Origin of the sequence: Actinomycetospora sp. CA-084318, assembly GCF_050955885.1 — a bacterium.
GTDB lineage: Bacteria > Actinomycetota > Actinomycetes > Mycobacteriales > Pseudonocardiaceae > Actinomycetospora.
Window position 1 is genome coordinate 5,371,909 of the sequence record NZ_CP192098.1, and the last position, 16,867, is coordinate 5,388,775.

At 75.2% G+C, this 16,867-nt stretch carries 12 protein-coding genes; 6 read left to right on the forward strand and 6 right to left on the reverse strand.

Going from position 1 to position 16,867, the window contains the following annotated elements; translation table 11 throughout:
- Position 1: 1 nt before the first annotated feature.
- Genes ACQPYX_RS26220 through ACQPYX_RS26235 form a run of 4 tightly spaced genes read right to left on the reverse strand, consistent with a single transcriptional unit; the run spans position 2 to position 7,558 of the window.
- Positions 2-2,215, reverse strand: a complete 2,214-nt coding sequence (locus tag ACQPYX_RS26220; protein WP_433800224.1) for an ArnT family glycosyltransferase — start codon at positions 2,213-2,215, stop codon at positions 2-4.
- Positions 2,212-4,971 carry a glycosyltransferase family 4 protein gene (locus ACQPYX_RS26225; RefSeq protein WP_433800226.1) on the reverse strand — a complete coding sequence of 920 codons (2,760 nt, stop codon included), beginning with the start codon at positions 4,969-4,971 and terminating at the stop codon, positions 2,212-2,214. The genes ACQPYX_RS26220 and ACQPYX_RS26225 overlap by 4 nt, the downstream gene beginning before the upstream one ends.
- The gene (locus tag ACQPYX_RS26230) at positions 4,968-6,536 is read right to left on the reverse strand and encodes a glycosyltransferase family 4 protein (RefSeq protein ID WP_433800227.1); all 1,569 of its coding nucleotides are present in this window, start codon (positions 6,534-6,536) and stop codon (positions 4,968-4,970) included. The genes ACQPYX_RS26225 and ACQPYX_RS26230 overlap by 4 nt, the downstream gene beginning before the upstream one ends.
- Positions 6,533-7,558, reverse strand: a complete 1,026-nt coding sequence (locus ACQPYX_RS26235; RefSeq protein WP_433800229.1) for a glycosyltransferase — start codon at positions 7,556-7,558, stop codon at positions 6,533-6,535. Before ACQPYX_RS26235 ends, ACQPYX_RS26230 begins: the two co-directional genes overlap by 4 nt.
- A 363-nt stretch (positions 7,559-7,921) precedes the next feature.
- On the opposite strand from ACQPYX_RS26235, the gene ACQPYX_RS26240 reads away from it, so the two are divergent.
- From ACQPYX_RS26240 to ACQPYX_RS26265, 6 genes are all read left to right on the forward strand, one after another.
- Complete coding sequence (locus tag ACQPYX_RS26240) at positions 7,922-8,794, forward strand: hypothetical protein (protein ID WP_433800230.1); 873 nt, start codon at positions 7,922-7,924, stop codon at positions 8,792-8,794.
- Entirely contained in the window at positions 8,794-9,552 is a 759-nt protein-coding gene (locus ACQPYX_RS26245) for a hypothetical protein (RefSeq protein ID WP_433800231.1), read from the forward strand. Before ACQPYX_RS26240 ends, ACQPYX_RS26245 begins: the two co-directional genes overlap by 1 nt.
- A complete protein-coding gene (locus tag ACQPYX_RS26250) occupies positions 9,549-10,622 on the forward strand; it encodes a hypothetical protein (protein WP_433800232.1) in 1,074 nt (357 codons plus the stop codon). The genes ACQPYX_RS26245 and ACQPYX_RS26250 overlap by 4 nt, the downstream gene beginning before the upstream one ends.
- Positions 10,619-11,827: an OmpA family protein gene (locus ACQPYX_RS26255; protein ID WP_433800233.1), complete on the forward strand. Its 1,209-nt coding sequence runs from the start codon at positions 10,619-10,621 to the stop codon at positions 11,825-11,827. The genes ACQPYX_RS26250 and ACQPYX_RS26255 overlap by 4 nt, the downstream gene beginning before the upstream one ends.
- Before the next feature lie 266 nt (positions 11,828-12,093).
- Positions 12,094-13,788, forward strand: a complete 1,695-nt coding sequence (locus ACQPYX_RS26260) for a methyltransferase domain-containing protein (protein WP_433800234.1) — start codon at positions 12,094-12,096, stop codon at positions 13,786-13,788.
- Between the two features lie 237 nt (positions 13,789-14,025).
- Positions 14,026-15,003 carry a hypothetical protein gene (locus ACQPYX_RS26265; RefSeq protein WP_433800235.1) on the forward strand — a complete coding sequence of 326 codons (978 nt, stop codon included), beginning with the start codon at positions 14,026-14,028 and terminating at the stop codon, positions 15,001-15,003.
- Positions 15,004-15,094: 91 nt separating this feature from the next.
- On the opposite strand, the gene ACQPYX_RS26270 is transcribed toward ACQPYX_RS26265, so the two are convergent.
- Both ACQPYX_RS26270 and ACQPYX_RS26275 read right to left on the reverse strand, forming a co-directional pair.
- Positions 15,095-16,045 carry a polysaccharide deacetylase family protein gene (locus ACQPYX_RS26270; RefSeq protein ID WP_433800236.1) on the reverse strand — a complete coding sequence of 317 codons (951 nt, stop codon included), beginning with the start codon at positions 16,043-16,045 and terminating at the stop codon, positions 15,095-15,097.
- Between the two features lie 11 nt (positions 16,046-16,056).
- The gene (locus tag ACQPYX_RS26275; protein WP_433800237.1) at positions 16,057-16,854 is read right to left on the reverse strand and encodes a hypothetical protein; all 798 of its coding nucleotides are present in this window, start codon (positions 16,852-16,854) and stop codon (positions 16,057-16,059) included.
- Positions 16,855-16,867 lie beyond the last annotated feature (13 nt).

Consider the following 16,867-nt stretch of genomic DNA (forward strand, 5'->3'; position numbering starts at 1 on the left):
CCTAGCCTTGGGGACCGAGTCCGATGGGCGCCGACCCGTCGAGCGGCCGGCTGAAGTCGTAGACCTTGAGGTCGCCCGCGGTGCGGCCGTGGGCGAGGAAGACCACCGGATAGCGCCGGTCGAGCTCGGCGATGGCGGCGGGCGTGATGTCGGCGAGGCCGAGCTCGGAGAGCTGGGTCGAGACGACGCCGTAGCGGGAGTTGGAGGCCCGGGCGTCGTCGACGTCGTCCAACGGGAAAACGCCGTAGCCGGGCATGACGAACTGCGCGGTGTGCTCGCCGAGCGCGATGTGGGTGGTCTTCGGGTCGACGTTCGCGAACAGCCAGGCGGAGAACCGGCTGTAGGTGTCGTCGGTCTGCGAGCGGATGTTCCACCAGATGGCGGCCGAGCAGGCCAGCACCACGACGACGAGCCCCAGCGCGAGCGCCGTGACCCACCGCCGCGCCCGCGCCGCGCGCGTGACGAGCAGCGCCATGACCACCGAGAGCGGCACCGCGAGGAGGTAGAAGGTCTGCTCCTCGAGCTCGCCGAGCCCCACGGTGTAGGTGATCGCCCCGAGCACCCCGAGGATCCAGCAGGCGATGACGGCGAGGGCGTGCTCCCCGGGCGCGCGGACCCGGCCGCCCAGGTCGCGCGGGTCGGCGAAGCGCTCGCCCGGCTCGCCGCGCAGGCGCAGGGAACGCCAGGAGACCAGCACGAACCAGGCGGCGAAGATCGAGGCGACCCCGATCAGCACGTACGAGGTGCCGGTCAGCGAGAGGTTCGCGACGATGCGGCTGGAGAACGACGGGGCGTTCGCCGAGCTGAACCCGGTCTCCTTGACGAGCCCGATCGCGCGGGCGACGCCGCCGAGGGTCTGGTCGGCCCACCCGAGGAACCGACCGGTGACGAGCGTCCAGGCCACGTAGCAGACGTAGAAGCCGATCTCACAGGCGAAGACCGTGATCGCCTCGCGGCGCCGCAGGCCCCACGAGAAGACGATCATGATGAGCAGCGGGAGGCCGGTGACGAGGCCGGCGTTCGTCTTCGTCGTGATCGCGAGGCCCCAGAGCAGACCGCCGGCCACGAGCAGCACCCAGCGCCGCCGCCCGGTCGGCGCCTCCGCGGCGAGCAGCAGGCACAGCAGCCCGGCGAGGACCCCGAACAGCATCGGCGCCTCGAGCATCAGGCGGCTGTCGAACCGGATGACGAAGGGGTCGAGCGCGTAGAAGGCGCCGGCGACGAGCGCGGCCCAGCGCGGGACGACCCGGCGGGCGCAGGCGACGACGAGCGCGGCGTTGGCCGCGCCGAAGAGCAGGTTCGCCGGGCGCAGCGAGAGCACGAACTCGACGGTCATGCTCGTCTGCGGCGCGCTGATGAACCGGCTGAAGTACAGGAACGCCAGCGGCGGGTGCAGGAAGAACGGGGCGTTGAACAGCTGCGGACCGGTGCCCTCCGCGAACGAGTTCGCGACGTCGGCGTACTGCACCTCGTCCATGAACAGCTCGTAGGCCGAGTGCTGGTGGAAGCCGCGCAGGAACACTGCGGCCGCGACGAGCACGAGGGTCGAGAGCAGGAACACGACGTCCGGGCGACGACCCGGCAGCGCGCCGCCGAAGGGCCGGGCGCCGTAGAGCACGCCGGTGAGGGGGGCGCCCGGCTCCCGGGAGAACCGGCGCACCAGACCCGCCGTCGGCCGGTGGACCAGCAGGAACGTGCCGAGGACCGCGAGCAGGTCGCGGACCCGCCACTCGATGCCGGCGATCCCCCCGGGGCGGGCGCGGGTGGGTCCGGGGGCGGTGACCAGGACGCGACCGAGCGGCGGCGCGGCCCCCGGTGGGAGCCGCCGCCGACGGTGCTGCGGGCGCGCGAATCCCGGCGAGGTCCCGCCGCCCCGTCGGTGCCCGGGCGTCGCCCGGTGCCGGCCGCCGCCGCGGCCGGGCACCGGCGTGGTCGGCTCCGTCGGGGGGTCGTCCGGGGGAGGTGCGTCGGGGTCGACCCGGTAGCCGCGGCGGGCCCGGGACCGGCGGGGCTCGTCCGGCACCGTCTCCGGGACCGCGTGCCGGGGCGCCGCGGTCGCCCGCAGCGCGGCGAGGCCGTCCGGGATCGCGTCGACCGCCGACGGCGGCCCCCAGCCGGCGCCGCCCACCGGCCCCCAGCGGCCGTCGGGCCCCGCCGTCCGCACCCGCCCGGGGTCGCGGCGCAGCCGGACCAGGGGGACGGAGCTCCCGGTCACGCCCCTCCCCGGCCCTCGGCGGCGACCCGCCGGTAGAAGGCGTCCTGGGTGGCGGCGAGGGCGTCCCAGTCGTGGACGCGGGCGAGCTCCGGGCCCCGGCGGGCGACGACCGCGCAGCGCGGCTCGTCGTGCCAGACCTCGACCAGTGCCTCGGCGTAGGCGCGGGCGTCGAAGCCGTCCGCCGTCGGCACGAGCACCCCGCCCTCCGCGGGCACCACCTCGCGCAGGCAGTCGATGTCGTAGGCGACGACGGGGGTGCCGACGGCGAGCGCCTCGGCGGCGACGATGCCGAAGGTCTCGAAGCGCGACGGGACCGCGGCGATGCGCGCCGAGGCGACGAGCTCGGCCTTGTCCCGGCCGGCGACCCAGCCGAGGAAGCGGACCCGGTCGGCCACGCCGAGCTCGGCGGCCCGTGCGCGCAGCGCCTCCTCGTCCGGTCCGGTGCCCGCGAGCAGCAGGCAGCCGGGGATGCGGTCGGCCGCGGCGGCCCAGGCCTCGAGCAGCAGGTCGAGGCCCTTCTGCGCGATCTCGAGCCGTCCGACGAAGACCACGTCGCGGCGCCCGGCCACCGGTGCGGGCGGCACGGTGAACGCCACCGGATCGACGCCGTTGCCGATCACCTCGACGTGCGCCCGGGGGCTGAGCGCCTGGGTGGCCGCGCCGACGCCGTGCGACACCGCGACGATGCGACGGTGGGTGCGGACCGCCCAGCGCTCGACCCAGTGCACCGGCAGGTGGTACTGCGCCGCCTTCTCCTTCGCGTTGAGCCACTGCACCACCCCGACGACCGGCCGCCGGGTCCAGCGCGGGATCGCCATCGACGAGATCGGGGCGAAGAAGTCCTCGACGACGAGGTCGACCGGGCCGGGTCCGGCCTCGTCGCCGGGGTGCCGCCGCCCGGCGCGCCGGGCGGCGAGGAAGGCCGCCGCCATGTAGGGCAGCAGGCGGGTGAGCCGGGTCCGGCCGCGGCCGACGTGCGGGTGCACCCAGTGCACGGTCCCGGCGCCGTGGCGCTCGACCCGGTCCTCGGCGCCCGGGAACCGTCCGGTCAGCACCGTGACGTGGTGCCCGGCCGCGGCCAGGCGCCGGTCGATCTCGGCGGTGCGCAGCGCGCCGCCGCCCGAGCCCGGCATGGCCGGGTCCTCGAACGCGAGGTGCAGCACGTGCAGCGCACCGCGCTCCCGGTCGGGCGGGGCGAGGGCGGGGTCCGGTTCCGGGGCGATCCGCCGCCCGAGCACCGGCAGCCCCACGAGGCCGAGGCCGAGGACCACCACGGTGACGAGCCACAGCCCCACCGAGGGGCGGGCGGCGGCGAGCACGACCGTCGCCACGACGGCGTAGAGCGCGCCGACCGCGGCGGCGCGGCCGAGCCCGGTCCCCGGCGGGACGGGGCGCGGCCGGTGCCCGGCCCCGAGCACGGCGACCGCGACGGCGCCCACGACGGCGCCGGCCGCCGCCCCGGCGGCGAGCGGTCCGGCCGGGTCGGCCGGCACCCCGGGCAGCCCCGCGAGCGTGCCGGCGGCACCGAGCGCGAGTCCTCCGGCGAGCGCGACCACCGCGACGGCGAGCGAGGCGGCGAGGGCCTGCCGGGCGCGGACCGCGAGGAGCAGCGTGGCGAGCACCGTCGTCGTCCCGAGCCCGACGCCCATGAGGGCGAGGACCGGCAGCAGCGCGACCGAGGGCAGGTACCGCTCGGGCAGCACGATCCCGACGAGGGCCGTGGGCACCGTCGCGACGACCGCGGCGGCGGGCACGACGAGGCGGACGAAGGAGGCGAGCGCCTCCCGCAGGCGCAGGTCACGGTCCCGCCCCCGGGCGACGCGCAGGACGGGGAAGGCGACCAGCGCCGTCCCGACCGCGACGTAGACCGGCGCCTTCGCGAGCGTCGAGACGGCCTGGTAGCCCGCGGCGGCCGGCGCGTCGGTGACGACGAGCGCGACCACGACGGCGTCCGCGGCCGCGAGGGCGGACAGGACGGCCTGGGCCGCGGCGACCCCACCGGTCTCCGCCCACCGGGCCCGGTCGCGCAGGGCGCGGACCACCGTGGCGGGCGACAGGCCCCGGAACGGGCCGCCGGCGGGGGTCAGCGAGACCGCGAGCACGGCCACGGCGCCGACGGCGAAGCCGCCCACCGCGCCCCACGCGCCGGCCCCGACGACGACGGCGAGCACGCTCGCCCCGAGGCGCACCGCGACCTCGCCGACGGTGAGCGCCGCGTAGCGCACGAAGCGGGACTCGCCCTGCAGGAAGCCCCACACCGGGGCGATGGCGAACAGCGCGAGGCCGGAGACCCCGGCCGCGAGGGCGGTCGGGAGGTCCGAGACGGGCCCGACGACGAGCCCGAGGACGACCGCCGCGACCAGCCCGACCAGCACCGACACCCCGACCGCGAAGGCGGTCGCCGCGCGGCGCTGCGGGGCGTGCGCGGGGTACGCGCGCACCACGTGCGCCAGCGGGAACGGGATGAGGGCCGCCGAGGCGACCCCGGCGGTGCCCACCACGGCCACCGCGGCCGCGAAGGCGGTGTAGCCGGGGGCGTCGAGCAGGTGGGCCATCACCAGGGTGACCGCGTAGCTGAGCAGCCCGACGACGCCGCCGGAGGCGGAGAGCAGCGTGGCGGTGCCGCCGGTCGCGCGGTCGTCGGGCCGGGCGACGGGTGCCGCGGCCGATCCGCCGGACCCGCGTGGCAGCGGAGCGTCGTCGCCGTCGTCCCGCGACAGCACCGACGCGTCGCTGCCACCGACCGGGGCGCTCATCGGCCCGGGACGACGTCCGAGGGCAGGGTCTCCCCGCGGGCGATGCCCACGATCGCCGGGCCGCCGAGCAGCTCCGGCCGGCTCGCGAGCCGGACGTAGGGCTCCTGCGCCCCGAGCCGGCCGATCACGCCGAGCGCGTCGACCTCGTCGCACCCGCGCAGCAGCGCGAGGACGCGGTTGCGCCCCAGGCAGATCGACACCTCGTCGGTCAGGCGCAGCGCGGCGGCGGCCTCGGCGGGTTCCGGGTGGCTGAACCGCGCGAGCACCGTCATGTCCGAGCGGGCCCGACGACGGGTCGCCGCGCGGTGCAGGGCCGAGCGGTCGGCCGGGGGCAGGTCGGACTCGGCCGACGAGCGGTGGAAGGCACGCATCTCGGAGAGCACCGACCCCGCGAGCAGCTCCGCGGAGCGCTCCCAGGAGAAGCAGCCCGCCCAGGTGCGGCACGCCTCGGCGACCTCGTCGGCGCGGGCCGGGTCCGAGAGCTCGGCGACCGTGCGGGGCAGGACGGCGGCGAAGTCGTCGATGCCGTCGACGAGCCACCCGGTGACGCCGTCGAGCACCGAGTCGCGGATCCCGGTCGTCCGGATGGCGAGGCACGGCACACCGGCCGCGGCGCCCTCCAGCACGACCAGGCCCCAGCCCTCGCCGTCGGAGGTGGACGTCGTCAGCCAGGCGGACTCCATCAGCGCGTCCCGCTCGGCGTCGGGCAGCCGGCCGTGGAAGCGCACCACCCGGCCCAGCCCGAGCTCGACCGCCATGCGGCGCAGGGCGGTCAGCTCCGGCCCGTCGCCGACGATCTCGACCTGCAGGTCGGGCACGTCGGGCAGCGCCGCCGAGATGGCGTGCAGCAGCAGGTCCACCCGCTTGTGCGGCACGAGCCGGCTGGTCAGCACGATCGTCGGCTGCTCGGCCCGCCGGCGGGTGCCCGACGAGATCGACGTGTTCATCCCGTTCGGGACGACGTCGATGGGCCCGTCGAACTTCAGCCGCCGACGCAGCTCCTGGCGCGTCGACGCGGACACCGCGACGGTCCGCTTCCCCTGGTAGACCCGCCGCGCGACGCGGCCCTCGAGCAGCCGGCCGACCAGCGCGCCCGCCGGGCCGAAGCGCGTGGAGAACTGGTCCTGGTGCACGTGGTGGACGACCTGGACGATCGGCACCGCGTTCCGGGTGAACACCGGCGAGAAGAACGGGATGCCGTTCTGGCAGTCGATCACCGCGTCGAAGCGGCGGTGCAGGCCGCCGCGCAGCAGGCGCATCGCGGTGCGGGCGTAGACGCCCATCGTCCCGCCGGCGCGGCGGATCTCGATGCCGTCGATCTCGTCGCGGGCGCTCTGCCCGGCGTCCCGGGCGGTCAGCCAGGTGACGTGCACCCCCGCCTCCACCCAGCGCTTCGAGATCTGGTGGGCGTAGGCCTCCGCGCCGCCGGCCTGCGAGTGCCGGACGTCGCGCCAGTTGAGGACGAGCACGCGGCACCCCGCGAGCTGCGCCGTCGCGCGGCCGAGGACCGGGACCAGCCGCACCGGCGGCAGGGTCTCCTCGGGGGTGGGCAGGGTCGTGGTCACTGAGCGCTCCCGGGGGCGGTCGTGGTCGGCCGGGCGGACGCGCGGCGGACGGGCAGGGCGGGGCCGGTGCCGCGGTTGAGCTCGCGGTGCAGCTTGGCCACCGCACCGAAGGCCGCGAGCCCGTCGCGGACCGGGCGCAGGGTCGAGCCGGCGGTGTCGGTCCAGGTCACGGGGATCTCGGCGATGCGCCCGCCGTCGTCGCGGACGTGGCGCAGCAGCTCGATGTCGAAGGCGAACCCGGTCGAGCGGCACTTCCACAGCGCGCTCTGCACGGCCTCGCGGTCGAAGAACTTGAAGCCGCACTGGGTGTCGTGGATGCCGGGCACCAGCGGCCGGGACAGCATGCGGAAGGCGGAGCCCCCGAGCCGGCGTCCGAGCGGCTGCTTGCCGGCGATCGACGCCCCGGGCGCGTGCCGCGACGCGATGGCGGCCGACGCCCCGTCCTCGAGCGCGGCCATCACCGGGAGGAAGGTCTCCAGCGGGGTGGACAGGTCGGCGTCGGTGAACCCGACGACGCGCGACCGGCTGGTGCGCAGCCCGCGGATCACCGCGGCGCCCTTGCCGGCCTGCGAGCAGCCGATCGCGACGGCCTCGACGCACCACCCGGTGGCGACGTTGCACGCCCGTCCGGTCACGTTGAGCACGCCGGCCGCGGTGTCGTCGACACTGCCGTTGTCCACGACGACGACGCGGGAGGTCCAGGGCTGCTCGGAGAGGAAGGCGACCATCGCCGCGAGGGTCGCGGGCAACCGGCCGGACTCGTTGTAGGCCGGGATGACGACCTCGAGGTCGACCGGCGCGCGGGTGTCGGTGTCCTCCGGCTCGGGCGGGCGCTCGGCGAGCTCGTGGGTCGCCCGGGAGACCTCCCGGGCGATCGCGGCGACGACCGCGTCGTCGACGACGTCGACCAGCTCGGTGCTGCGCACCTCCTCGAATAGGTCGACGGGTCGGAGCTCCCCCGCCCCCCGGAGTGCCGGGTGCGGGGACAGCGCGTCCTCCAGGCCGTCCATCACGTTCTGCACGGTCTGAATATCGACCGTTCAGCCCAGCGATTAACCCCTTCGCCTCGCAGCCATTCGGCTCGTCCAGGCGTAATTCCCCAGGTCGGGCGGCATCTGACCACCCCATCGAGCCCCGAGAACACGTCGCGACTTCCACACCGTCGAGTGACACGACGATCGGCGTGTCGAGGGGCGCGTGTCGAGGGGGAACCCGATCGGCCGGACGGACCAGCTCCCCCCGCCGGGACCGCGGTCCGGGTGGCCCCTCCTACACTCCTGGCGACGGAGGGTCCCCCGAGGACCCCGCCGGGGCGGCGCGAGGAGGCCGTCCGGCACCGAACGGCTCCCGGTGACGCTCCGGTGAGACCGCGAGCAGGAGGCCCCATGAGCCGGTCGGCGCCGCCCCCACCGCGTCACGTGGGGCCGGGCGGGGACCGCCGACCCGAGCCGGGCACGCCCGCCGCCGGGACACCGGTGATCGGCGCGCCGGCCCCGCGTCCCCCGGTCGAGCCGCGTCCCGTCGCTCCCGCCCCGGCTCCCCCGGCGTCGTCGCCGTCGATCCCCCCGCCCGACGGGTCCACCGGTATGCCGGTCCACACGGTGGCGGCCCGCCTCGCGGACTGGCGCCGCGCCCGCGCCGACGGCCGCGCCGGGGTCCCGTCCGGCGCGTCCGGGACGCCCGCGCTCGAGGAGCTCGCCCAGGACTTCCTCGCGCGCAGCCACCGCGAACGACTCCGGCTCGACGTCGAGCTCGCCCCGCTGCTCGAGACCGAGGCCGCGCTGCGCGTCCGGATCGTCGAGACCGCGGAGGCGGCGGAGCGGGCCGAGGAGCGCGTCGCGTCCTGGCCCGCGCTGCTCGACCGCGACCAGCTCGGCCTGCGCCGCGGCGGCGAGTCCCTCACCGCCGACGACGTGGTGCGCGCCCGCCGCGCGCGGGAGTACGAGGCGCTGCGGCGCCCGATGGTCGAGGAGATCACCCGCCTGCGGCGGACCGGGTCCGCGGCGCGGGAGGAGCTCGCCCGCGTCCACGCCGCCATCCGCGCCCGCGAGATCGTCGGCGCGACCCGGGTCCGCCGCCTGCACGCGCAGGCGATGGCCCGGATCTCGGCCTACGAGCGCCACCTCGTGCGCCACCACCCCCGCGGGGACGCCATCGGGCCCTGGCTCGTGGCCCAGCACCCCCGCATCCCCGGGTGGGTGTTCGAGGCCGAGGCCGGAGCGGCCGTCCCGTCCGACCACGCTCACGAGGAGTCCTGATGTTCCAGTGGTTGCGGCGGCGGCGCGCGGACCGCACCGACCCGTCGGGCCCGGCCGACCGGACCCCGGCGCACCGGGTGACCGGCGCCCCCGACACCCCGGCGCGCCCGGGGCTGCGGGCGCCCGGCACGCCGGAGGAGAAGCGGTTCTCCCAGGTCTACGCCGAGGACCGGGTGGGCCCCATGCCCTACCCGAACCAGGCCTCCCCCGACGTCGCGGCGGCCCGCGGGCGCGTCCGCTCGCTGGTCAACGACCTGCTGCCGAACGCGGTCGACGAGGGCACCGGCGCCGCGCTCGACCCGCTGATCGCCTCCTGGGCGTCGGGCTGGCTGGCGCGCATCGACTCCGAGCACGCCGACCACCACGCCGTGATCGACCGGCTGGTCGGCGGCGCCCGCCAGCAGCTCGCCGACGCCGAGGCGAACCACGAGCGCGACCGGCGCGCCCTCGACATCGCCCGCCGCGACTACGCCGACGCCCGCGACCGGCTCATGGAGAACCCGCGCACGCCGGCCGGACGCCCCGGCGTCGCGGAGGACGACGACACCGTGGCCGACGACCCGCGCCGCAGCGCCGCCCGCGGCCCGCGCGCCGCCCGCCAGGCGCTGAGCGTCCGGCGCCCGCCCGGCGACGACGCCCTCACCGGCCCGCTGCGGGTGCGCACCGGGCCCGGCCGCCGCGCCGCCGGCGGTCCCGTCCCCGACCCCGTGGACGACCCCCGGTCCGACGACGCCGTCACCGAGCAGGAGACCCGATGACCACCACCTCGCCGGACCGCGGCGGGCGCTCCCGGTTCTCGTTGCGCCGGGGGCCGCGGCCCGACACCGTGGGGTCCTACCGCGACTCCACGATGCTGATCGACCGCTCCCGCGAGGACTACCTCGCGCTCGGCATCATCGTGCTGGCCATCGGCGGGGACATCGCCGCCTTCTACGTCGTGCTCGCCCGCGTCTTCCGCGGGTCGACCTTCCTCATCGTGATCGGCACGGTCGGGTTCGCGGCCGCCTCGGTCGGCCTCGCGCACCTCGTCGGGCAGGGCCTGGCCCGGCGGCGCTGCGGGGACCCGCGCGCGTCGCTGCTGCTCACCCTCGCCGCCTTCGGCACCTGGCTCGTGCTGGGCGTCGCCTCCTTCGTCACCCGGCTGCTCACGCCGTCCTCGACGTCGTCGAACCCGTTCGGCTCGTCGTCGGGATCGGGGTTCGGCTCCGGGGGGTCCGGGTTCGGCTCCGGGGGCGGCTTCGGGTCCGGCGGCGGGTTCGGGTCGAGCTCGTCGACGGCCCTGGACTCCTCGGCCGTGCTGCCGGCCCTGTTGTTCGGCGCGCTCTTCCTCGCCAGCGGCGTCGCGGCGATGGTGGCGACGTTCGTGTCGTTCAACCCGGTCGCGGGCGCGCTGCGCCGCGCCGAGCGCCGTCTCGAGGAGGCCACCGCCGCCGAGCGGGCCAGCCGCGCCGAGCTGGAGCGCTCCCGCGAGGCGCTGCGCCAGCAGCAGAACGAGCGCGACCGCGAGGAGCAGCGCTGGGTCGCCGCCCGCCAGCAGGTGGCGGCCGAGATGCTGGAGCTGCAGAACTACGCCCGCAACCTCATGGCGTCGAAGATGCAGAACCCGTCGATCACCGACGGCCTCACCAACTCCGCCCCGTACCCGCTGTTCACCCCGGCCCGCGCCCTCGAGCCCGGCCGCGAGGCGCGGCCGCCGGTCCGCCGGGACCCGCCCCCGCACCGCGCGCCCGCACCGGCCGCCGTGAACGGCCGGCACCCCGCCACCGGGACCAACGGCCACCGCGGCACCAACGGCCACCACCGTGCCCAGAACGGAGACCCTTCGTGATCCTCCGGCGCCTGTCCGCGCTGGCCGTCGCCACCACCGCCGCCCTCGTCCTCGGGGCGTGCTCCTCCGGGGACTCCGGAGGCGGGTTCGGCTCCGGCGGCGGGGGCGCCCCGCTGTCCTGCCCGGTGCCCGTGGGGCCGATGGCGATCGCGATCGGCGGCCGGGCCAACGAGCCCGAGCCGAGCCTGCCGGGCGCGGTGCAGCAGGCGGCGATCTCCGTCGTCGCGGGCGCCTCGGACCAGAAGGTGCAGCCGAAGTTCACGGTGGTGAACGTCGACGGCCGCCCGACGGTGGCGGGCAGCGACACCTACCGCACCGACGCCGGCAACGCGATCGCCGCGCAGGACGACCAGAACGCCTTCCTCTCCGGCCTCGGCAACGCGATCCCGACGCTGCGGGCGCAGACCCCCGAGGCGGACACGCTCGGCGCGCTGACGCTCGCGGGCCGCTCGGTGCAGGGCTCTCGGCCGGGGACGGTCGTGCTCGTCGACTCCGGGCTCTCCACCGTGGCCCCCCTCGACTTCCGCACCGAGGGCCTCCTCGACGCGCCGGTCGCCGACGTCGTCGCCTCGCTGCGGGACGCCAAGGCCCTGCCCGCCCTGAACGGCGCCACGGTGATCCTGGCCGGGATCGGGGACGTCGCGGCGCCCCAGGGGCCGCTGGACACCTCCCAGCGCGCCTCGTTGGTGGCGCTGTGGAAGGGCATCGCCGAGGCCGGGGGCGCGTCCTGCGTCGCGGTCGTCGACGAGCCCCGGTCGGGGGACGCCCCGTCGGACGTCCCGCCGGTCTCCGTGGTCGACCTGCCGCCGCCCCCGACCATCACCCCCGGGAAGGCCACCGCCCTGCCCGACGACGGGTCGGTGGGGTTCCAGCCCGACACCGCGGACTTCCGCGACGAGAACGCCGCCCGGGGCGTGCTGGGGCCGTTCGCCGACTTCCTCAAGCAGGCGCCCACCCGCCGCATCGCGCTGACCGGCACCACCGCCCGCGCCGGGAGCACCGCGTCGCAGGTGGACCTGTCCACGCGGCGCGCGGAGGCGGTGAAGGGGCTCCTGGTGTCCCTGGGCGCCTCGGCGGACCAGATCACGACGAAGGGTGTGGGGAGCCAGTTCCCCGGCTACGTCAACGACGTCGGCCCGGACGGCAAGCAGCTCCCCGGCCCGGCCTCGACGAACCGGAAGGTCATCGTCGAACCGTCGGCGTGAAGCACGTCCTCTGCCCGATCGGGCTGCGCGACTAACGTGACCGGTATCTCTTCACGTCACGGCAACCTCCCCGTCGCACGGCGGACGGCGCGTCCCAACAGGGCTGATCGGACCAGCGCACCTCATTCCTGACCGGTTCACTTGATCGTTTCCGTCACCGAGCGTGGCGATCTTCGGTGTCCATCGTGGTCGGACCGCTCTAGCGTCTCCTCTCCGGAAGGCCCCGTTGGAAGCGAGACGAATATCGACGTCCGGAGGACCACCGCATGACGACAGCCGCAGACCGGAGCCCCGACACCGCGGCTGGCCTCGAGGAGTACACCGAGGCCGAGGTGCACCAGGAGTTCGGCGACAACCCGAACGAGATGCGCGACACCAACCACTACCAGGACGAGTACATCAAGGGATTCGTCGACAAGTGGGACGACTACATCGGCTGGGAGGGACGGGCCGCCAGCGAGGGCTCGTTCTTCATCGACCAGCTCCGCGCACGGGGCGTCGAGAAGGTCCTGGACGTGGCGACCGGGACCGGCTTCAACTCGGTGCAGCTGCTCGAGGCGGGCTTCGAGACGGTGTCGGCCGACGGCAGCGCGGAGATGCTCGCCAAGGCGTTCGCCAACGGCCGCGACCGCGGTCACGTGCTGCGCGTGGTCCAGGCCGACTGGCGCTGGCTCAACCGCGACGTGCACGGCGAGTACGACGCGATCATCTGCCTCGGCAACTCGTTCACGCACCTGTTCTCCGAGCGTGACCGCCGCAAGGCGCTCGCCGAGTTCTACGCGATGCTCTCGCACGACGGCGTGCTCATCCTCGACCAGCGCAACTACGACGCGATCCTGGACGAGGGCTTCTCCTCGAAGCACAAGTACTACTACAGCGGTGACACGGTCACGGCGGAGCCGGAGTACCTGGACGAGGGCCTGGCCCGGTTCCGGTACACGTTCCACGACGACGGGTCCGTGTACCACCTGAACATGTTCCCGCTGCGCAAGGAGTACGTGCGGCGGCTCATGCGCGAGGTCGGGTTCCAGAAGATCGACACCTATGGCGACTTCCAGGACACCTACGGACAGGACACCCCGGACTTCTGGATTCACGTGGCCGAGAAGACGTACCGTACCGACGACGAGCTGACCGAGTCGTACTCGAGCGCGGTCCACACCGCGCGCGACTACTACAACTCAGAGGACGCCGACACCTTCTACCACGAGGTGTGGGGCGGCGAGGACATCCACGTGGGGCTCTACGCGAGCCCCGACGAGGCCATCGCGCCGGCCTCGGCCCGCACTGTGGAGCGGATGGCGGAGACGGCCGGCATCACCGCCGAGACCCGGATCCTCGACATGGGCGCCGGCTACGGCGGCGCGGCCCGGCACCTGGCCCGCACCTACGGCTGCCGGGTGACGTGCCTGAACCTGTCCGAGGTCGAGAACGAGCGGAACCGGGAGAAGACCCGCGAGCAGGGTCTCGACCACCTCGTCGACGTCGTCGACGGCAGCTTCGAGAACATGCCGATCCAGGACAACGCCTACGACCTCGTGTGGTCGCAGGACGCGTTCCTGCACTCCGGCGAGCGCTCGACCGTCGTCGCCGAGATCGCGCGCGTGCTCGTCCCGAACGGGCAGGTCGTGTTCACCGACCCGATGGCCGCCGACGGCGCCGACGTCTCCGCACTCACGCCGATCCTGGCGCGCCTGCACCTGGACAGCCTCGGCTCGCCCGGGTTCTACCGCGCCGAGTTCGCGAAGCACGGTCTGAACGACTGCTCCTTCGACGACCACACCGACCAGCTCACGACCCACTACGGGCGCGTGCTGGCGGAGCTGGAGAAGGCCGAGAAGGCGTTCGCCGGGAAGATCTCCGACGAGTACATCTCGAACATGAAGACCGGCCTCCGGAACTGGGTCAACGGGGGCAGGAGCGGTCAGCTGTCGTGGGGCATCTTCCGCATCCGCCGCTGACAGTGCACCTCTCGGTGCAAGCAATGCGTCACTGCTTGCACCCAGTGATAGCAAATCCGGCACCGTGAGGTCGTCAGGGTAGGACGCCACGACGACGGCGGGTGGACCATTTCTCTGGTCCACCCGCCGTCGTCGTCCTACTCCAGGCCATCCACAGCCGGCCCTCGACACTCCAGTCATCCACAGGCCGGCCGCGCGCGTTCCCATCCGCGGGCCCTCCCGGCCCACGCTGCCGCCATGAGACGCGGAGAATGGGCCAAGGACCTCGAACGCCTGCGGCAGGCGGCGGACGACGACGTCATCGCCGTGGTCGCGCTCATGGAACTGGGCGTTCCGGAGTGCACGATCTACCGGCGATGCCGGAAGGACGGACCCTGGCAGCTCCTCGCGCCCGCCACGGTCCTGTTGGGGAACGGGCCACCGAGCCGTCGGCAGCGTCTGGTCGCGGCCCTGCTCCACGCCGGGTCCGACGCCATGGTCACCGGGCTCGACGGCGCCCGGATGCACGGCCTCCGTCGCGGTGAGCTCGCCGACGAGGTGCACGTCCTGATCGCGGCACACCGCCAGGTGCGCAGCGTGCGCGGCATCCGCGTCGAGCGGACGAAGCGCCTCCCGAAATCGGTTCTGCGCGACGGACTCCCCGTGGCGCCCCTCGATCGCTGCGTCCTCGACGCCGTGCGCCGGATCCGGGACGACGGAGCGATCGCAGCGATCCTGACCGAAGCGGTCCAGCGTCGCATGGTCCCGCGCGAGACCCTGCGGGCCGAACTCGACGCCGGGTCCCGGCGTGGCTCGGGCACACCCCGCGAGGTCCTGGGGGCGATCGACGCGGGTGTCCGCTCACCCGCCGAGTTCGACGTCCGGGCGTGGTGGGCGGAGCACCCCGAGCTCGGGTCGATGCGGTGGAACGTCCGGGTGGTGGACCGCGGAGGACGACTCCTCGGCATCGCCGACGCCTTCGACGACGAGATCGGCCTCGTGGCGCAGGTCGACTCCACCGAGCACCACTTCACGACGCCGGACCAGGTCGTCGAGACCGAACGTCAGCACCGCGCCTACCGCTCCGCGGGCCTCCACGTGATCGGCATCCGACCGAATCGCGTGCGCCGGGACCCCGACGGGCTGTACCGCGACGTCGTCGATGCCCGACGGGTGGCCGCGGCTCTGCCCCACGCCGACGTCACGTGGGAGCCGGACCACGCGGGTCGGCCGTGAATCCGGCGATCGACGGAGCCGGATTCTCTGGCACTGGATGCAAGCAGTGACGCAATGCTTGCACTGGCGGGGAGGGCTCAGGGGGGAGGGCTCAGGAGGAGCGGGACGTCAGGGACGACAGGCGACGACCCACCAGACCCTTCGCCTTGCGCCAGCCCTTCTCGGCGACGCTGGCGAGGTCGGTCGTGGGCGTGACGACGACGCGGCGCATCTCGTAGGGCGAGTCCCCGTTCGAGGCGAGCCCGGCCGTCGTCGTGATCGCGCACCGGTACCCGAGGTCGCGCGCCACGCGGGTGGTCACGTCCGAGTAGTCCGCGCGGGAGCCGTTGGGGAAGGCCAGCGTGTCCACCGTGATCCCGAGTCCCGCCTCGAGGGCCGCCCGCGACTCGCCCATCTCGACGCGCTGCCCCGGCTCGGTCTCCCGCTCCAGGATCGCGTGCGACACGGTGTGCGAGCCGATCTCGTGCCCGGCCGCGAGCAGCGACTTCGCGCCCGACCAGTCCATGAACAGACCCTCGCCGACCGACGAGTCCGCAGGTGCCAGCAGCTCCGACACGCGGGCGACCTCGGCGACCCGGGCGGCGTGGTCGAGCGTCTTCAGCGACGCCCGCACGGCGGCGTGCGCGGTCTCGCGCTCGGCCGGCGTCGACAGCGGGTACACCGTGCCGCCGAACTCCAGCGTCGCGGCGCGCGCCCGGTCGAACGCGGCCGACAGGTCCTCCCACCACGCCCCGACGGTGCCCGAGAGGAAGCCCGGCACCAGGAAGAACGTCGCCGGCAGCCCGTGGCGCTCCAGCATCGGCACGCCGAGCTCGAGGTTGTCGCGGTACCCGTCGTCGAAGGTGAGGACCACGGCGCGCGCGGGCAGCGGCTCGCCGGCCTCGATCAGCCCCAGCGCGGTCTGCAGCGGCAGCACGGTGGCGAACCGGGAGAGCATGCGCAGCTGCTTCGCGAACCCGAGCCGGCCCACGCCGGGCGGGTCGGGGAACCCGGGCGTCGGGTCGATGTTGTGCCAGCCGAGCACGAGGAGCCGGTTGCCCATGGCCGCCCACACTAGGTGGCCGACCGCACGGCCCCGGCCACCGCCTCCGCCACGAGTTCCCGACGACGGGCCGAGCGCCGCACCGAACGCGACAGCTCCAGGTGGACGAACACCGTCCCGTGGCGGGCCGCGAGCCGGCCCTGCACGTTCCGGGTGCCGGAGAGGTCCTCGCACCCGACGTCCCCGCCGCGGCGCACCCGTTCCCCACCCGCCGCCAGACCCGCCACCGTCGCCTCGAGCAGCGCCGACCCGGGCGCGGCGCCGGACGACACGACGGCGTCGAGCCCCGGCCGGTCCGCGAAGCCGTGGAGCTGCACCTGGGGCAGACCGCCGCGGGCCACGAGCCCGGCGACGAGGCGGGCGAAGACCGAGTCGGGTCGGTGCGCGACGTCGGCCGGGCAGTCCGCGCGCCGCCGCGCACCGGCCGGGGCGCCCGCGTGCCGGTGCGCGCCGGCCTGCAGGTAGAGCGCCCCGTCGAGCCGCTCGACGATCCCGACGCCGATCTGCTCGGTGCGCAGGTCCGAGGCCGGGTGCGGCACCTCCACGACCAGCGTCGGCGTCGACGGCGGGAGCACGACGAGGCCCCACGAGCGGTCGCTGCGCGGGTCCGACACCCACGCGTCCCGGCCGTCGACCCTCGTCGTCAGGAAGCCGAGGGCGGCGGCGATCGACGGGAGCGGGCCTCCGGAACAGATCGCCGCGGCGAGCTCGTCGGCACGGGCCTGCTCGGCCTCGTCGGGGGCGCGGTAGGGGCCGCTCGACCGCATCGAGGCGGTGAACCGGTCGACCAGGCCCGCGAGGGAGGTCACCGCCGGATCATGC

Bases quoted from the DNA above. Each gene is read 5' to 3' on its own strand.
- ACQPYX_RS26245 (WP_433800231.1), top strand. From the start codon at position 8,794: ATGTTCCAGTGGTTGCGGCGGCGGCGCGCGGACCGCACCGACCCGTCG.
- ACQPYX_RS26250 (WP_433800232.1), top strand. From the start codon at position 9,549: ATGACCACCACCTCGCCGGACCGCGGCGGGCGCTCCCGGTTCTCGTTG.
- ACQPYX_RS26240 (WP_433800230.1), top strand. From the start codon at position 7,922: ATGAGCCGGTCGGCGCCGCCCCCACCGCGTCACGTGGGGCCGGGCGGG.
- ACQPYX_RS26225 (WP_433800226.1), bottom strand. From the start codon at position 4,971: ATGAGCGCCCCGGTCGGTGGCAGCGACGCGTCGGTGCTGTCGCGGGAC.
- ACQPYX_RS26265 (WP_433800235.1), top strand. From the start codon at position 14,026: ATGAGACGCGGAGAATGGGCCAAGGACCTCGAACGCCTGCGGCAGGCG.
- ACQPYX_RS26270 (WP_433800236.1), bottom strand. From the start codon at position 16,045: ATGGGCAACCGGCTCCTCGTGCTCGGCTGGCACAACATCGACCCGACG.
- ACQPYX_RS26260 (WP_433800234.1), top strand. From the start codon at position 12,094: ATGACGACAGCCGCAGACCGGAGCCCCGACACCGCGGCTGGCCTCGAG.